Origin of the sequence: Nonomuraea guangzhouensis (genome assembly GCF_019396345.1) — a bacterium.
Lineage (GTDB): Bacteria > Actinomycetota > Actinomycetes > Streptosporangiales > Streptosporangiaceae > Nonomuraea > Nonomuraea guangzhouensis.
The window spans coordinates 321,426-336,815 of the sequence record NZ_JAHKRM010000009.1; the positions used below are offsets into that span (position 1 = coordinate 321,426).

A 15,390-nucleotide genomic window follows, 5' to 3' on the forward strand; every position below is an offset into this window, starting at 1 on the left:
GTTCGGGGAGGATGATCCTAGAGTGGCTGGGGTGATCGCTAAGTGGTCGTTTCCTCTGGCAGGTGTCTTAGCTGGGTCACTGCTGACGTCGAGTCCCGGACTGGCGCAGAACGTGTCGGCCCAGCGGTCCGCCGATCCGCTCAAGGCCGCCCTCCTCGTACCGAAGGATCTCGGGAGCGACTTCAGCCGTCGCGACTACCGCACCACAGGGCTGCGGAACTCCACTTTCGCCCATTCAACAGCGTGCGGCAAAGCCTCCAAGCGCCTCACCGCGGTTTATCGCACCAAGATCGCGACGGCTTTGAAACACCAGGAGCGGTGGGAGGGGATCAGCGAATACATCGTGAGCGGCACCTCCAGCGAGATCTCCACCCTGGAGCGCGCGGCCAAGGCCATGGTCCGTCATTGCCGCAAGATCACCGTCAAGACGGACGGTTCGCGAGATATCATCCGCCAGTTGTCGATCGGCCGGCTCGGTGACAGCACATATGGCATCAAGTTCCGTAGCGGGTTCCCGAACAGCAATCTGGAGCGGGACTCCGAACTGGCGAGCAGCATGATGGTCGCCATCGACGTTGTGATCATTCGGGTGAAGAACACCCTGATGGTGTTGGAGCACGATGGCAACGTCGGCGAATTCGACTCTGCGCTCACCAAGTCCGCCGCCAAGACGGCTGTGGCACGACTCCTCGAGACACGAGAGTAGCCCGCCAAAGATCATCTGCCGTCTCGTCAGACCACCGCCAAGCTCGACCCGCACCGCCAGGGGTGGATCCTGCATCAGCTCCGCCACAGTGCGGTTGCGGCATCTCGCCCCCAGAAAGGGGCGAGCTCGTACAAGACGGTCTCGCCGCCCGGAGCGAAAGCCGCGTCGGCCACCAGTTCGGCGGTCGCGGGCAGATCCCTCATCCCGGCGGCGCGCCCTGCCCCGAAGGTGTTGACAGCAGGGCCGAGAGCAGCTTGTCGAACAACTCGGACGTCGCCACGTCGGGGTCGACCAGGTGCTCCAACCCGAACCCGTTGAACAGGCTCATCAGCCCGATGGCGAGCTCCGGGGCGGGTATCGGCAGCGCCACTCCCCACCGGGTCGCCTGCTCCTGCAGCGCCGTGGCGAGGACGTCGCGGGTCTCCTGCCGGTGGAGACGGAACTGCTCGCGAATGCCCGGGTCGCGGACCGCCCGCATCCAGAACTCGATGAACAGCAGGTGGCGTTCGGGGTGCTCGCGGAGCTCCCCGACCATCACCTCGCCGGCCTGCCGCGTCTGGGCGGCCCGGGTCGGAGCCGGGGCCATGGCCTGCGCGATCTGCCGGATCCGCTGCGCGATCGTCTCGCGCAGGAGCTCGAGGAACAACTCGTCCTTGCCGGAGAAGTTCGAGTAGACCGCGCCGCGGCTCAGCCCTGCCATGGCCGCCACCTGCTCCAGGGAGGTCTGGGCGTAACCGGTCTCACCGAAGGCGCGCATGGCGGCCTCCAGCACGAGCGCCCTCGTCTCGGCGCGCGGCCGGCGGCGTACGCGCTCGGGGACCGCGTGAGGTGTTGACATGACTCGCTCCCAGATGAATACACTCGCGTATTGAATACATGCTTGTATCGAGTACGTTTCTGTATCGAGTGTATCGGCAATGTCTCAGGAGGTTGAAAGATCATGACGGCGACGGTCATCCTGCGTGAGGCGCGTGAGGCGCTCGTGCACGCCCACTTCGAGTCGGAGGTGAGGCAGGACTTCGACGCGACGCTCGCGACGATGGACCATCCGCGCTACGAGCTGGTCGGCACTGGGGAGACGTTCGACGGCGCCGAGGCGGTGCTGGCCTATCACCGCAGGTCGCGAACGTCGTTCCCAGACCTGCGGCACGACCGCGTCCGGCTGCATCACGCCGCGGACGCCGTGATCGCCGAGTTCGAACTGCTGGGCACGCACCTGGGCGACCTCTTCGGGATCCCCCCGACAGGCAAGACCTTCCGGGTTCCGATGGTGGCGTTCTTCTTCTTCGACGGCGAGGACGGCGACCTGATCACCTGCGAGCGGATCTACTTCGACTCCGCCTCGATCGCCACCCAGTTGGGCATCCTCCCGGGGCCGGCGCTATGACCACACCCGCGACGTTCGCCGTCGCGTCCCTGGAATCGGCCACACCTGGCACCACCATCGACACCTTGCGCGGCGCCGCGGACATTCCTGGAGGGTTCGGGGCCAGGCTGCGCTGGGTACGCGACCGGGCCACAGCCTTCCGATCCGAGTTCGCCGCCACCGGCGCACCCGACGTCGTGGCCACGTTCGACCTGGTGTCGCTGCCGTATCCGACCCGGTTCGGGCTCTGGCGCGCCCCGCTCAGCCCGGCCCCGTTCCTGAGCATCACCAATCGGATGTTGCTGGTCCGCTGGCACGACAGCGACGGCCGCCGCCGCACGCTGCTGTTCGAGCCGAGCGACGTCACGCTCGGCCGCAACACCCCGTACTTCGCGGCGCTGACGGCGAAGACCCCGGCCGTGCTGCGGAAGGCGATCGTGGCCGAGCACGGCACCGTGCCGGGTCATCTGACAGCTGCGGGCATCGACCCGGCGGAGGTCGACTACCTGGTCTTCGACCATCTGCACACCCAGGACGTACGGCGCTGGATCGGCACCACCCGCCCGCAGCCGGACATCAACCCCGACCGCCCCGTCGAACCGCTGTTTCCCAACGCCAAGCTGATCGCCCAGCGGCACGAACTCGCCGCGATGGCCGACCTGCATCCGATGCAACGCCCCTGGTATCAGCCGGAGACCTACCGCGACCTGCGCACCGACGCCGTCCTGGCCATCGACGCCGACGTCCTGCTCGGCCCGGGCATCGCCCTGCTCGCCACCCCCGGGCACGTGCTCGGCAACCAGACCCTGGTGCTCAACTCCGGCACCGGCATCTGGGCGAGCAGCGAGAACGCCATCGCCGCCGAGTGCCTCGTCCCCCAGCACAGCCGTCTTCCGGGTCTGCGGGGCTGGTCACGTCGATGGCAGCAGGAGGTCGTGCTCAACGCCAACACCATCGAGACCACCGCCGACCAGTACAACTCCCTCGTCCTTGAGAAGACCCTCGTCGACCGATCCCAGGCCGACCCGCGCTTTCCCCAGTTCTTCCCCTCCAGCGAGCTCACCGCGCACCGGCTGAGCCCTGGCACCAAACCGACGTTCACCCATGGCGCCCTCCGCCATGGCCAACTGTAAGGACCACCCATGACCGACACCATGCGCGCGCTCATCGGAGGCGTCGCCGCCGACTGGGAGCCGCGCGACGTCGCGGTGCCCACGCCTGCCCCCGGCCAGATCCTCGTCCGCGTCCACGCCGCCGGAATCAACCGCGCCGACCTGTACATGCTGGAAGGCAGCTACAACCCGAACTCAAAGACCGGAAGCGTCTACACCGCCGGGTTCGAATTCGCCGGTCTGGTAGCCGCGGTCGGCGACGGCGTGACGGCGCCGGCGGTCGGGGATCAGGTGATGGGGTTGACGCTCGGCGCGTTCGCCCCGTACGCGATCGTCGACCACCGGCACGTGATCCCGATGCCGCCGTCGCTGGACTGGACCGGCGCCGCCGCGCTACCCGTCGCCCTGGCCACCGAACACGACGCGCTGATCACCCAGGGCGGCTTCACCGCCGGGCAGAGCGTGCTCGTAGTCGGTGCCACCTCGGCGATCGGCCTGCTCGCCGTCCAGCTGGCCAAGGCCTTCAGCGCCTCCCAGGTCATCGGCACCACCTCATCGGCCGGCAAGGCGGACGCCGTGAAGGCGGCGGGAGCCGACCTGGTCGTCAACACCGCGACCGAGGACCTCGCCGCAGCTGTCGGCGGCGCGACCGCCGGCGTGGGCGTCGACGTCGTCCTCGACCACGTCGGCGGCCGGCTGTTCGCCGACACCTTCCGCGCTGCCCGGATCGGCGGGACGATCGTCAACATCGGCCGGCTCGCCGGCGCCGAGTCCACGATCGACCTCAACGACCTGGCCTTCCGGCGGCTGCGCGTGCTCGGCACCACCTTCAGCGTCCGCACCCCCGACGAACTCGCCGACGTCTGCGCCGCGCTGGTGCCGGAGGCCGTCCCGGCCGTCGCCGACGGCCGCGTCCGCCCCGTCGTCGACCGTGTCTTCCCCCTCCACGACGCGACGGCGGCCATCGAGTACATGCGGTCATACCAGGCCGTCGGCAAGGTCGTGTTCGAGGTGACGGCATGAGTCGCGTCTTCGGTGAGATCTCCCAGATCGGCTACGTCGTGCGCGACATCAGGGCCTCGATGGACCACTGGATCAGCCATGGCGTCGGCCCCTGGTTCTACCTGGAGAAGGTCGAACTGGACTACTTCCGCTACCGGGGCGCCGACTCCCCACTGGAGATGAGTGCCGCCGTGGCCAACTCCGGCGGCATCCAGATCGAGCTGATCCAGCAGCGCAACGACGCCCCCTCTGTCTATCGCGACTTCCTCACTGCCGGACGCGAGGGCGCCCAACACGTGGCCTACTGGACCAGCGACTATCAGACCCTCTACGACAAAGCGCTCTCACTGGGCTATCGGGTGGCGCAGGAGGGGCTGCTGGGCGGCGGCCGGTTCGCCTACCTCGACACCGAACACGACCCCGGAACGATGATCGAGATCTCCGATACCGGCAGCGTCAAGGGCGAGCTGTTCGCCTTCGTCCGTGAAGCGACCGCCACCTGGGACGGCACCAAACCGATCATCGAGCTCTGACCCCGGACGCCCCGTGAAAGCGCAACACCATCAAAGAGATCCATCATGCGGCTCGCTGCTCGCCGTCCAGGCCTATCCCGAGCTGCGCGCGGACGAGACTGTCCACGCCGTCCGCGGCGACCAGGGCGCTACCGGTGACGGGGTAAGTGTCACCCTGCGGGTCGATCACCTCTAGGCCGGGCTCTTCCGGGAGCACGCGGGTGGCTCGGTGGCCGAAGCGCAAGTCGACCAGGCCGGTGGCGGCGGCCGCGTCTACCAGGATCTTCTCGATGAGGTCCTGGGAGGACATGACGGGCAGGGCAGGGCTGATGTCCGGTCCGGGGCCGAGGAAGCCGAGTGAGTCGATCTGTCCGGCCTGCTTGCCGGCGAGGGTGTCGAAGAAACGGATGGGACTCTTCCAGCCGGGCGGGGTGTCGATGCCGCGTAGCCGCTGGTAGGTCGCCTGCCCCCAGCCGCGGGCGATCTCCATCGTGCGGGTGTTGAAGTTACGGGTCTTGGGATGCCAGGAGGTCTGCGAGCGCTGCTCCAGGACGACTGACGGCACGCCGAAGCGGGCCAGCTCCAGGGCGGCGGCCAATCCGACAGGGCCGCCACCCAGCACGGTCACGGGTGAGATCTGCTTCACAATCGAAATAGTAACGATACTACCATTACCGTCAAGAGGTAGACTGGAACCATGAACGAACTGCGAGTCGTCAAGCCACGCCAGGCGCGCAGCCGGGCCACGATGGAGCGAATCCTGACGGCACTGGAGGAACTGCTGGCCGAAAAGCCCTTCGACCAGATCACCATCGCCGAGGTATCCGCCCGCTCGGCCAGCGCGCCAACAGCGATCTACGCGCGCTTCTCCGACAAGACCGCGATGCTGCTCGCCGTACACGAGCGCTTCAAAGAACGGACCCTAGACAAGATCATCGATGCGATCGACAGCGTGGAACTACCGCCCGAGGAGTTCCTGGCCTATGCCGTCGGCGAACTCGTCACCGTCTACCGGGACAATCACCGACTGCTGCGCAGCGTCCTCCTGTCCGACAACCCCGTGATGTACGGCAGAGCCACCGAGATCTGGCGGGCGCTGTCGGCCGCGATCGCGGGGCGGCTGGCGGAGCACATCCCGGCCGACCGGATGGCACAGGCCGAACGCGACCTGGATTTCGCCGTGCGCACTCTGCTCAGCCTGGCCCAGCAAGAACTCTTGTTCGGCACCCAGTCGCCGACTCGCTTCGACTACCCCGACACCGAGGTCCGCGCCCGCCTGACCCGCATCCTGGTCGACGCCTGCGCGCCGTACCTCAACCCGTAAACCACACCACACCGTTACAAGGGAGCACGTTCATGCATCTCACTCTTCTGGGCGCCACCGGCCCCACCGGCCAGCAGGTCCTGACCCAGGCGCTCAAAGCCGGGCACACGATCACCGTGCTGGTCCGCGACCCCGCCAAGCTGCCCCAGCGCGGTGACCAGCGGGTCACCGTCGTGACCGGCGACGCCACCCGGACCGATGACCTGAAGCGGGCGCTCGACGGAAGCGACGCGCTCATCTCCGCGCTCGGCGCGGGCAAGGACTTCAAGTCCGATCTGGCCGGCCGCGCCGCCCGCGCGCTCGTCCCCGCCGCCGAGGCCACCGGCGTGACCCGCGTCGTCGTGCTGTCCGCGCTCGGCTCCGGCAGGACCGAGCCGGACATCGCCGCCCTGCCCAAGCTCGCCATCAAGCTGCTGATGAGCAAGCTCTTCGCCGACAAGGCCGTGGCCGACGGCCTCATCCGCGCCAGCGCCCTCGACTGGACCCTGGTCTACCCGGCGATCCTCACCAACGGCCGGCACACCGGACGTTACCGCGCGGTGGACAAACCCACCCGCAAGGTCGGCGATCGCATCAGCCGCGCCGACGTCGCCGAATTCCTGCTCCACGCGGCCGAGGGCCAGGAGTGGTCACACCGCGACGCTGTCCTGCTCACGCGATGACCATGAAGGTCCACCACCTCAACTGCGGCACCATGCTGATGCCCACCGCCCACATGGTCTGCCACGTCCTGCTGGCCGAAACCGAGAACGGCCTGGTCCTGGTCGACACCGGCTTCGGGCTGGAGGACATCGCCGATCCCGCCCAGCGCATCGGGCCTTTCCGTCACGTCATCCGGCCGGTGTTGAATCCCGACGAGACCGCCGCCCGCCAGGTCGAACGGCTCGGCTTCCGCCGGGACGACGTCCGGCACATCGTCCTGACCCATTTCGACGCCGACCACATCGGTGGCCTGGCCGACTTCCCGCAGGCCCAGGTCCACGTCACGGTGGCGGAGGCCTCCGGGGCGATGTGGTCGCCGTCGTGGCGCGAGAAGATCCGCTACAACGCGGCGCAGTGGGCACACGGACCCACGATCGTCGAGCACGAGCCGGACGGGGAGCGGTGGCGGGGATTCGCCGCGGCCAAGGAGCTCGATGGCATCGCTCCAGGCATCGTCCTGGTCTCGTTGCCCGGCCACACCCGCGGACATGCGTGCGTGGCGGTCGACGCGGGCGACCGGTGGCTACTCCATGCGGGAGACGCCTTCTACCATCCCGCTACGATTGACGGCCGCTCGCGCGTCCCTGCCGCGCTGCGGACCATGGAGACCCTCATCGCCTTCGACCTGAAGCAGGTCAGGCAGAACCACGCCCGCCTCGCCGAGCTCCACCGCCGCGCGGACCCCGACCTGGTGATCATCAACGCCCACGATCCGACCCTGTACGAGCAGGCGCGCCGCCGTACTTGAGGAGTATTCATCCCCCGAGTTCTGTGCCCCTTGTCAACTCCGCAGCCGCGAGTGGATCCGCCAGAACGCCGTCCTGCTCGGCGCCGGCGATGCTCCTCTCGACCACCTGACCATCGCGATCCTCACCGCCGACCGCTTCTGGCAGGAACAGGTCCTCACCAGCGATGAGGCCGCCGAGGGCATCACCGCCTCCTCGAACACCGACCGCCCGTCTTCACCTGGACCCACCCAGACCGAGAAGGCCGGAAACCGTGATCCACACCATGCGCGCCCTGGCCGGCGGCGTCGCACCGGACCGGACGTCGAAAGGCACGGGACTGGCTCAGCGGAAGGCGGGGACGGTTGGTGGCCGGCCCATGAGGACAGCGCCCGCGGCGTCGTACATCGCCGGGCTGAGGAAGGCGTGCTCCTGCGGCACCAGCGCGTCGCCGAGCAGGGCCTGCAGCGGGTGATCGCGGTAGATCGCGGCGGTGCCGGAGAGGGAGACGACCTTGTGGACCACCTCCGAGGAGGTCCGGGCGAGGTAGGCGGCGGACAGGCGCAGATGCGCGTTCTGCTCGTCGCTGACCAGGCCGCCGGCGACGAGCGTCTGCCACGCCTCGTCGGCGGCCTCGTAGAAGTAGGCGCGGGCGGAGCGGAGCACGGCCTCGGCCTCGGCGATGCCGGCGCGGTAATAGGCGCGGTCGGCGAGTTTCGGGGCGCCGGTGATGCTGCCCCGGCCGCTGCCGACCTCCTTGGCGTGGTCGAGGGCGGCCCGGGCGACGCCGGCGGAGACGACGGAGAGCGACTGGGCGGCGTACGTGATCGCGGGATAGCGGTAGAGCGGCTCGTCCACCACCGGCTCCCCGCCGCGGATGAACGTCCACTCGCGATCGACCTCGACATTGTCGGCGAGCACATCGAAGGAGCCGGTGCCCCGCATGCCGACGACGTCCCAGTCCTGCACAATCTGTACATCCTCCGGACGCACCAGAGCCCCACGGGGCTTGCCGGAGGTCGAGTCGTCGCCGGGTATGCCGACGCAGATGATGTCGGCGGCCATGCAGCCGCTGGCGAACTTCCACCGGCCGCTGATCAGGAAGCCACGGTCGGTGGGGGTGGCCTGCTGGATCGGGAACAGCGCCCCGGCGAAGACGACGTCCGGGCCGTCGGCGTACAGCTTGGCCTGGGTCTCCAGCGGCAGCGAGCCCAGATAGACCAGCTGGGAGCCGAAGCTCGCGACCCAGCCGGTGGAGCCGTCGACGGCCGAGATCCGCTCGATCTTCCTGAGGAACTCCGCGGGCGGCATCGTCTGCCCGCCGAACCGCTCCGGCGTCGCGGAACGGTACAGGCCGAGCCCCTTGAGCCGGTGGACGAAGTCCTTGGAGACATAGCGTTGCTCGCGGAACTCCTGGCGACGCTCGGCCAGCTCGGCGAGCATCTCGTCGAACGCGGTGGCACTGTTGTGCGCCGCGCGTTCGGGCTCGGTCCCCTGACTCTGCGCCATCACAGCTCCTTATGAGGTTCGGTATGTGATCCAGAGTAAGAAGAGCGCTCCCGATCCGTCAGTCGTCATTTCCTCGGGCTGACGTAGGGGATTTCTTTAACACCCGTTCTCCGGCCCGGGACCTACGCTGTGGTGATGTCAGTGGATCCGCAGGCTCCCGAGCTTGTCGCCGGCGACTTCGTGGCGATGATGAACGCCTCCCGGATGTGCGTCCTCGTGCACGACGCGGCGACCAAGAACATCCTGTGGGCCAACCCGGCCGCCTGCGAGCTGCTGGAATTCACGCTGAACGAGATCCGGCCGCTCAAGGCCAACCACATGAGCAGCCCGGCACGGCAGTACGACCGGATCATCGGCCGGGACTGGTTGCAGGACGCCGTGGAGAAGGGCGCGAGCCGGATCGAATGGCACTACCGCGCCAAGTCCGGGCGGGTCATCCCGACGGACGCCCTCGCGGTGCGGGTCGAGCTCGCCCAGGGGCCGGCGGTCATGGTGCAGTTCCGCGACATCGAGCGAGAGCAGCGGGTCGAGCGCGAGCTGCGGCTCACCACGTCGTACGTCGACGCGCTGGCCCACTACACCTCCACCCTCGCGCTGATGCTGGACGCGACAGGGATGATCCGTTTCGCGACCGACACCGCGCTCAGCGCGATCGGCGCACCGGTGAACGAGCAGGCGGACGAGCCGATGCGGCCGCTGACCGCGTTCGCCCGGTTGCGGCTCGACGGCCGCGAGGCGAGCTGGCCGGACGTCCTCACCCGCGCCACCCCGGTCACGCCGGTCCAGTTGGAGGTGTGTTACCCCCATGGCGAGCGGGTGTGGCTGGAAGGGTCGCTGGAACGGCTGCGGGAGGAAGACGGCGACGCCCTGCTGATGATCCTGCACGACGTCTCCGACCGGGTCCAGGATCAGGTCCGCCGCAGCCGCGAGCTGCACCGGGAGAACCACCTGGCCCGCTACAACGCCATGGGCGACATGGCCATGGCGATCGCCCACGAACTCGGCCAGCCGCTGGCGGCGGCCGCCAACTTCCTGGCCGGGGTGCAGGTGGAGCAGCGGGGGCGACTACAGGAAGGCATCACCGGTGCGGTCAACCAGATCGAACGCGCCGCCGCGATCGTGAGCTCGGTGCGTGCCTTCGTCGGCCACCTGGAGCAGGTGGGCCAGGTGGCGGACCTCAACGACATCGTCGAGGAATGCCTCTACTTCGTCCGGCTGCGGGCGGCGCCGCTCGGCGTCGACGTCCAGGTCCGGCTCTGTCCCGAGCCGGTGCCGGTGCGCTGCGAACGGGTGCTGACCGGCCAGGTGGTGCTCAACCTCGCCTTCAACGCCGTCGACGAGATGGCGCAGTCACCGTCCGCGGCGAAGTCGATCGCCATCGCCACGGCCGCTGACGGCACCTTCACCGTGGACGACCGGGGCCGGGGCCTGCCGCGCGACCCGTTCACGGAGTCGTTCACCTCCAAGGAGCACGGCAGCGGAATCGGCCTGGCGCTCAGCTACCGGATCATCACCCGTCAGCACGGCACGATCTGGGCGGCGAAACGGGACGAGGGCGGATCGCGGTTCGGGTTCGCCCTACCGCTCGCGCAACCCGGCGAGTAGGGGAAACCCTCAGCCGGTGCGGATGAAGTCTCACTATCGGCGCCCGACGGTCGCGGCCTAGCTTCGGAAGCACCCGCTCACCCTCAGGAGGTAGCCGTGGACGACCAGACCGAGGCCCAGCGCAGTTTCCGTACCGCGATGGCGAACCTGTCCGCCGCCGTCAACGTCGTCACCACCGACGGCCGGCACGGCCGAGCAGGCGTGACGGTGAGCGCGGCGTGCTCCGTCACCGACACCCCGCCCACCATGCTGGTCTGCGTCAACCGCTCCAGCAGTTCGCACGACATCGTCCTCGCCAACGGGCGCATCTGCGTCAATGTCCTCGGCACCGACCAGGAGGAGCTGGCGATGCACTTCGCCGGCGCGACGAACGTGCCGACCTCCGAGCGCTTCGGCGCGGGCTCCTGGGACTTCGACACCCATGGCGTGCCCGTCCTGCGCGACGCGCTCGCCTCGGTCGTCGGACGCATCGTCACCAGGCGTACGCAGGGCTCGCACACGGTGGCCTTCGTCGAGATCGACGCGGTCACCGCGCGTGTGGACGGCGGCGCGCTGGTCTACTTCCAGCGCCGCTTCCACGCTCTCTCCGCCACGTCGCTCAGCGCCTGACTCCTCCTGGCGAGCGTCCGAGCCGTCACGGCTCGATCCGGTGCTGGAGCACATCACGCACCAGCGCGCCCCGGCTCTCGGCGCCGGTCTTGGCCCTGATCCGGGCACGGTGCACATCGACGGTCTTCACGCTGGTGCCGAGCCGGCGGGCGATGAGCCGGCTGGGCAGGCCATCGACGACCAGTCTGAGCACCTCGAGCTCCCGCGCGGTGAGCGAATCAACCCGTTCACGGACGGCCCGCCGGTGAGCGTGCTCAGTGAAGCGCCGCCCGGCCTCCCGCAACTGCTCCTGAACGACCTCGAGCATCTGCTGCGGCTTGTACGGCTTCTCCAGGAAGTCGACCGCTCCCCGTCGCAGCGCCCGCACCGACATCGCGATGTCACCATGAGCGGAGCAGAAGACGATCGGGGCGGGATAGTCGAGCCCGAGCAACCGCTCCTGCAGCTCGAACCCGCTCACGCCAGGCATCCGGACGTCGACGATCAGCACGGCCGGCTCGGCCGGGTCGTACTCGGCGAGGAACGTCACGGCGTCGGGATAGGTGAGCGCCTGGATTCCGACGCTCTCGAAGAGAAAGGCCAGCGACTGCCTCAGGTCGTCATCGTCGTCCACGATGTGCACGACCGGTTCCGCACCGCTCATCAGCCTGATCCTGTGGGCGCGGTCATCCCATTGATCGCCGCTCGGCGCGCCGCTGTGCCTGGCGGTCGGGGTCGGGCACCATGGCGGCGAGCAACAGCCGTCGGGTGTAGGGGTGGTCCGGGCTCTCAGTGATCTTGGTGGCCTCGTCGGTCTCCACGACCTCGCCCCGGTAGAGCACCGCCACCCGGTGACTGATGTGCCGCACCACGGCCAGGTCATGGGTGACGAACAGGTACGCCACCCCGGTCGCCTCCTGGATCTCCACGAACAGGTCGAGTACGCGGGCCTGGGTGGACAGGTCCAGGGCGCTCACCGGCTCGTCACAGACGATGAGCCGCGGGCCGCGGCTCAGGGCCCGGGCGATCGCGATCCGCTGGCGCTGGCCGCCGGAGAACTCCCGCGGCAGCCGCCGGGCGGCGTCTTCCGGCAAGTGGACCTGGTCGAGCAGAGCCTGTACGCGGCGTTCGGCCTCGGATCGGGAGACGCCTGTGACGAGGAGCGGCTCGGTGAGGATGTCCATCACCGTCATGGCCGGGTTCAGCGAGGTGTAGGGGTCCTGGAAGACCACCTGGATGTCCTTGCTGAGCGCGCGCCGTGCGCGTCTGGTGAGGTGCGCGATGGACCGGCCGTCGTAGCGGATGTCGCCCGCGGTCACCGGGGCCAGTCCCAGCACCGCACGCCCGAGGGTGGTCTTGCCCGAGCCGGACTCCCCGACCAGGCCGAGCGTCTCCCCCGGCGCGACGGACAGGGATACGCCGTGCAAGGCCCGGAATCCGGGCTTGAGGCGGCCGTTGCCGGGATATTCCACCACGATCTCGTCGAGTTCGAGCAGCGGTCGCGGGATCATCGGCTTCCGTCCTTGATCTGGCTCGGCGCGGAGAGCGCCTTGCGCGGTTCGGCCCCTTCCAGCGTGGAGTCGAGCAGCGTGCGGGTGTAGGGGTGCCGCGGAGCGTGGAACAGTTCACGCGCCGAGGCGGTCTCCACGACCTTGCCGGTCCGCATGACCGCCACGCGGTCGCAGATGTCGGCGACCACGCCGAGATCATGGGTCACGATGAGCATTCCCATCCGCTGTTCCTGCTGCAGCGAGCGCATCAGGTCGAGCACCTCGGCCTGGACCGTGACGTCGAGCGCGGTCGTCGGCTCATCGGCGATCAGCAGGTCGGGGTCGCAGGAGACGGCGCCGGCGATGAGCACGCGCTGGGCCATCCCACCGGAGATCTGGTGCGGGTAGGAGCGGAAGACCCGCATCGGATCGGGGATGCCGACCCGCTCCAGCAGCGCCAGTGCCTTGTCGCGGGCGCCGGCCGAGGACAGGCCCAGATGCCGGCGCATGGGCTCGACCAGCTGGAATCCGATGCGGAAGCTGGGGTCGAGGTTGGACATCGGTTCCTGCGGGATGTAGCCGACACGCCTGCCCCGGAGCCGGTTGTAGGCGGTGTCGCCAAGCCGGGTCAGGTCGGTTCCGTCGAATTCCAGCCGCTCCGCGCCGACCCGCGCCTGCGGCGGCAGCAGGCCGAGCACGGCGAACGCCGTCTGGCTCTTACCGGATCCCGACTCGCCCACCAGACCGAGCACCTCACCTCGGTGGATCGTCAGGCTCACCCCGTCGACGACCGTACGGTCGCCGTCAGGCCGGGCGTAGGTGACGCGAAGATCATCGACCGCCAGCAGGGGCCGCTCCCCTTCGGACACCGACGCGGACACCGGCGCGGCGGTGTGGGGCCGCGGCCCGCGCCGGACGGGCTGGATGACGGTGTCGTCGCCGCCCATCGCGTCACGGATGGACGTGCCGAGCAGGCCGAAGGCCACGATGGTCGCCGCCATCGTCACGCCCGGCCACAGCAGCAGAATCGGGGCGTTGTAGACGTTGGTGAAGGCATCATTCAACATGGCCCCCCAGCTGGCCTGGGACGCCTTGCCCAGCCCGAGAAAGCCCAGCCCCGCCTGGATGCCGATCGCGATCGCGAAGAGCTGGGCGGCCTGGCTCACCGAGGGCGCGATCACCATGGGCAGCACGTGCCTGCGCAGGATACGGGCCTCGCCGAGCCCGGAGACGCGGGCCGCGTCGATGTACAGCTCCTCACGGACCGCCATCACCGAGGCGCGGATCAGGCGGAAGACCAAGGGCGCGACGATCACTCCGAGGACGGCCATCGCCACATTGAGATCCTGGGAGATGACGACCATCACCGCCAGCATCACGATGATGGCGGGGACCGCCATGATGACGTCGTTGACCCACCGGGCGGCCGCGTCCACCCAGCCCCGGTGAAAGCCGGCGACCAGGCCCAGCGGGCCACCGATCGCGAAGGCGACCAGGACCGCGATGGCCCCGCCGATCAGGCTGGTGCGGCCTCCGTAGAGCAGCCTGGCCAGCACGTCCCGTCCGACCCCGTCTCCGCCGAGCGGGTGGGCGGCGGAACGTGGTGCCAGGATCGCGGACAACGCGCTGCTGTCGGGACCGTACGGGGAGAGCAGCGGGGCGGCCGCACCGGCGGCGGCGACCAGCACCAGCACCGCGAGGCCCCCCAGGGCCGCCGGGTCGCGCAGGGTACGACGCATGAGGTGGTCGCGCTTGAGCGGTGCGGCGAAGGGTGGTGGCGCACTTTTTTCGGTCATCGGACACGCACCTTCGGGTTGAGCCAGCCGTACGCGATGTCCAGCAGCAGGTTGACCAGCACCACCACGGCGACGGTCACGGTGACCGTGCCGAGCAGGACGGGCAGATCGCCCTGGGTCGTGGCCGAGTTGGCCAGCGAACCGATCCCCGGCAGCCCGAACACCTTCTCCACGACCACCGCTCCCCCGATGAGGCCGATGAACTGCAGGGCGAGGACGGTCAGCGCGGGCGGGGCGGCATTGCGCAACGCGTGCCGGAACACCACGCTGCCCCTGCCGAGGCCTCTGCTGCGCAGCGTCCGTACGAAGTCGCTCTGGAGCACGTCGATCAGCGAGCCGCGTACCTGCATGGCCGTCGCCGCGGTCGCCGCGATCGCCAGGGAGAGCGCGGGCAGGGTGATCGAGCTCAGCCATTCCGCCGCGGATCGGGTCGGTGCGACGTATCCCGTCGCGGGCAGCAACCGCAGCTTGACGGCCACGACCACGGCGAGCACCAGCGCGATCAGGAAACTCGGCAGCGCCGTGCCGAGTACCGCGCCGATCTGGAGGATCCGGTCGATCCAGCCGCCTCGAAGCGCCGCCGTCGCGCCGAGGGCGACGCTGACGACCGCCGAGAGCAGCAGTCCGGCGATGACGATGGACATGGTGACCGGGAGCGTGGTCGCGAGGGACTGGCCGACGGAAGCACCGGTGAACCAGGATCGTCCCAGGTCACCTCGTACGGCGTCGCCGAGCCAGCGCCCGTACTGGACTATCAGTGGCTGGTCGAGTCCCAGCTCGTGGGCTTTGGCGGTGACCTGCGCCCGGGTGGCGGTCTCGCCCACGATGTTGCGCGCCACCTCGGTGCCGGCCAGGCTCAGCAGCCCGAATGTGCCCGTGGCCACGACGAACACCATGACCACTCCAGCGACCAGGCGCCGGAGCAAGAACAGAGCCATTGTGCGTTCCTTCCC

Annotated in this window: 17 protein-coding genes; 10 read left to right on the forward strand and 7 right to left on the reverse strand. The window is 69.0% G+C overall.

Going from position 1 to position 15,390, the window contains the following annotated elements:
• Positions 1-22: 22 nt before the first annotated feature.
• Positions 23-706, forward strand: a complete 684-nt coding sequence (locus tag KME78_RS20745; RefSeq protein WP_219530741.1) for a hypothetical protein — start codon at positions 23-25, stop codon at positions 704-706.
• A 199-nt stretch (positions 707-905) separates the two neighbouring features.
• Here the strand turns inward: KME78_RS20745 and KME78_RS20750 are convergent, their stop codons facing one another.
• A complete protein-coding gene (locus KME78_RS20750; RefSeq protein WP_219530742.1) occupies positions 906-1,544 on the reverse strand; it encodes a TetR/AcrR family transcriptional regulator in 639 nt (212 codons plus the stop codon).
• A 102-nt stretch (positions 1,545-1,646) separates the two neighbouring features.
• Between KME78_RS20750 and KME78_RS20755 the strand changes: the two genes are divergently transcribed.
• The 4 genes from KME78_RS20755 to KME78_RS20770 are packed head-to-tail and all read left to right on the forward strand — an operon-like array spanning position 1,647 to position 4,719.
• Complete coding sequence (locus tag KME78_RS20755) at positions 1,647-2,093, forward strand: ester cyclase (RefSeq protein ID WP_219530743.1); 447 nt, start codon at positions 1,647-1,649, stop codon at positions 2,091-2,093.
• Positions 2,090-3,205 (forward strand): MBL fold metallo-hydrolase, encoded by a 1,116-nt coding sequence (locus KME78_RS20760; protein ID WP_219530744.1) that lies wholly within the window; start codon positions 2,090-2,092, stop codon positions 3,203-3,205. Before KME78_RS20755 ends, KME78_RS20760 begins: the two co-directional genes overlap by 4 nt.
• Positions 3,206-3,214: 9 nt before the next feature.
• Positions 3,215-4,207, forward strand: a complete 993-nt coding sequence (locus KME78_RS20765; RefSeq protein ID WP_219530745.1) for a zinc-binding dehydrogenase — start codon at positions 3,215-3,217, stop codon at positions 4,205-4,207.
• On the forward strand, positions 4,204-4,719 hold the full coding sequence (locus tag KME78_RS20770) for a VOC family protein (RefSeq protein WP_219530746.1): 516 nt from the start codon (positions 4,204-4,206) through the stop codon (positions 4,717-4,719). Before KME78_RS20765 ends, KME78_RS20770 begins: the two co-directional genes overlap by 4 nt.
• A gap of 43 nt (positions 4,720-4,762) precedes the next feature.
• Here the strand turns inward: KME78_RS20770 and KME78_RS20775 are convergent, their stop codons facing one another.
• On the reverse strand, positions 4,763-5,344 hold the full coding sequence (locus KME78_RS20775; RefSeq protein WP_219530747.1) for an FAD-dependent monooxygenase: 582 nt from the start codon (positions 5,342-5,344) through the stop codon (positions 4,763-4,765).
• A 51-nt stretch (positions 5,345-5,395) separates the two neighbouring features.
• On the opposite strand from KME78_RS20775, the gene KME78_RS20780 reads away from it, so the two are divergent.
• Genes KME78_RS20780 through KME78_RS20790 form a run of 3 tightly spaced genes read left to right on the forward strand, consistent with a single transcriptional unit; the run spans position 5,396 to position 7,472 of the window.
• Positions 5,396-6,022 (forward strand): TetR/AcrR family transcriptional regulator, encoded by a 627-nt coding sequence (locus tag KME78_RS20780; RefSeq protein ID WP_219530748.1) that lies wholly within the window; start codon positions 5,396-5,398, stop codon positions 6,020-6,022.
• Positions 6,023-6,054: 32 nt separating this feature from the next.
• On the forward strand, positions 6,055-6,684 hold the full coding sequence (locus KME78_RS20785; RefSeq protein ID WP_219530749.1) for an NAD(P)-dependent oxidoreductase: 630 nt from the start codon (positions 6,055-6,057) through the stop codon (positions 6,682-6,684).
• Complete coding sequence (locus KME78_RS20790; RefSeq protein ID WP_246651474.1) at positions 6,681-7,472, forward strand: MBL fold metallo-hydrolase; 792 nt, start codon at positions 6,681-6,683, stop codon at positions 7,470-7,472. Before KME78_RS20785 ends, KME78_RS20790 begins: the two co-directional genes overlap by 4 nt.
• Positions 7,473-7,794: 322 nt before the next feature.
• On the opposite strand, the gene KME78_RS20795 is transcribed toward KME78_RS20790, so the two are convergent.
• A complete protein-coding gene (locus KME78_RS20795; protein ID WP_219530750.1) occupies positions 7,795-8,958 on the reverse strand; it encodes an acyl-CoA dehydrogenase family protein in 1,164 nt (387 codons plus the stop codon).
• Positions 8,959-9,093: 135 nt separating this feature from the next.
• Between KME78_RS20795 and KME78_RS20800 the strand changes: the two genes are divergently transcribed.
• Both KME78_RS20800 and KME78_RS20805 read left to right on the forward strand, forming a co-directional pair.
• A complete protein-coding gene (locus KME78_RS20800; protein WP_219530751.1) occupies positions 9,094-10,563 on the forward strand; it encodes a PAS domain-containing sensor histidine kinase in 1,470 nt (489 codons plus the stop codon).
• Between the two features lie 96 nt (positions 10,564-10,659).
• A complete protein-coding gene (locus KME78_RS20805) occupies positions 10,660-11,172 on the forward strand; it encodes a flavin reductase (RefSeq protein WP_219530752.1) in 513 nt (170 codons plus the stop codon).
• Positions 11,173-11,197: 25 nt separating this feature from the next.
• Here the strand turns inward: KME78_RS20805 and KME78_RS20810 are convergent, their stop codons facing one another.
• From KME78_RS20810 to KME78_RS20825, 4 genes are read right to left on the reverse strand one after another with little or no spacing between them, the layout of a single operon-like run.
• Entirely contained in the window at positions 11,198-11,815 is a 618-nt protein-coding gene (locus KME78_RS20810; RefSeq protein WP_219530753.1) for a response regulator transcription factor, read from the reverse strand.
• Between the two features lie 22 nt (positions 11,816-11,837).
• Positions 11,838-12,662 (reverse strand): ATP-binding cassette domain-containing protein, encoded by an 825-nt coding sequence (locus KME78_RS20815; protein ID WP_219530754.1) that lies wholly within the window; start codon positions 12,660-12,662, stop codon positions 11,838-11,840.
• The gene (locus KME78_RS20820; RefSeq protein WP_219530755.1) at positions 12,659-14,437 is read right to left on the reverse strand and encodes a dipeptide/oligopeptide/nickel ABC transporter permease/ATP-binding protein; all 1,779 of its coding nucleotides are present in this window, start codon (positions 14,435-14,437) and stop codon (positions 12,659-12,661) included. Before KME78_RS20820 ends, KME78_RS20815 begins: the two co-directional genes overlap by 4 nt.
• On the reverse strand, positions 14,434-15,375 hold the full coding sequence (locus KME78_RS20825; protein WP_219530756.1) for an ABC transporter permease: 942 nt from the start codon (positions 15,373-15,375) through the stop codon (positions 14,434-14,436). The genes KME78_RS20820 and KME78_RS20825 overlap by 4 nt, the downstream gene beginning before the upstream one ends.
• Positions 15,376-15,390 lie beyond the last annotated feature (15 nt).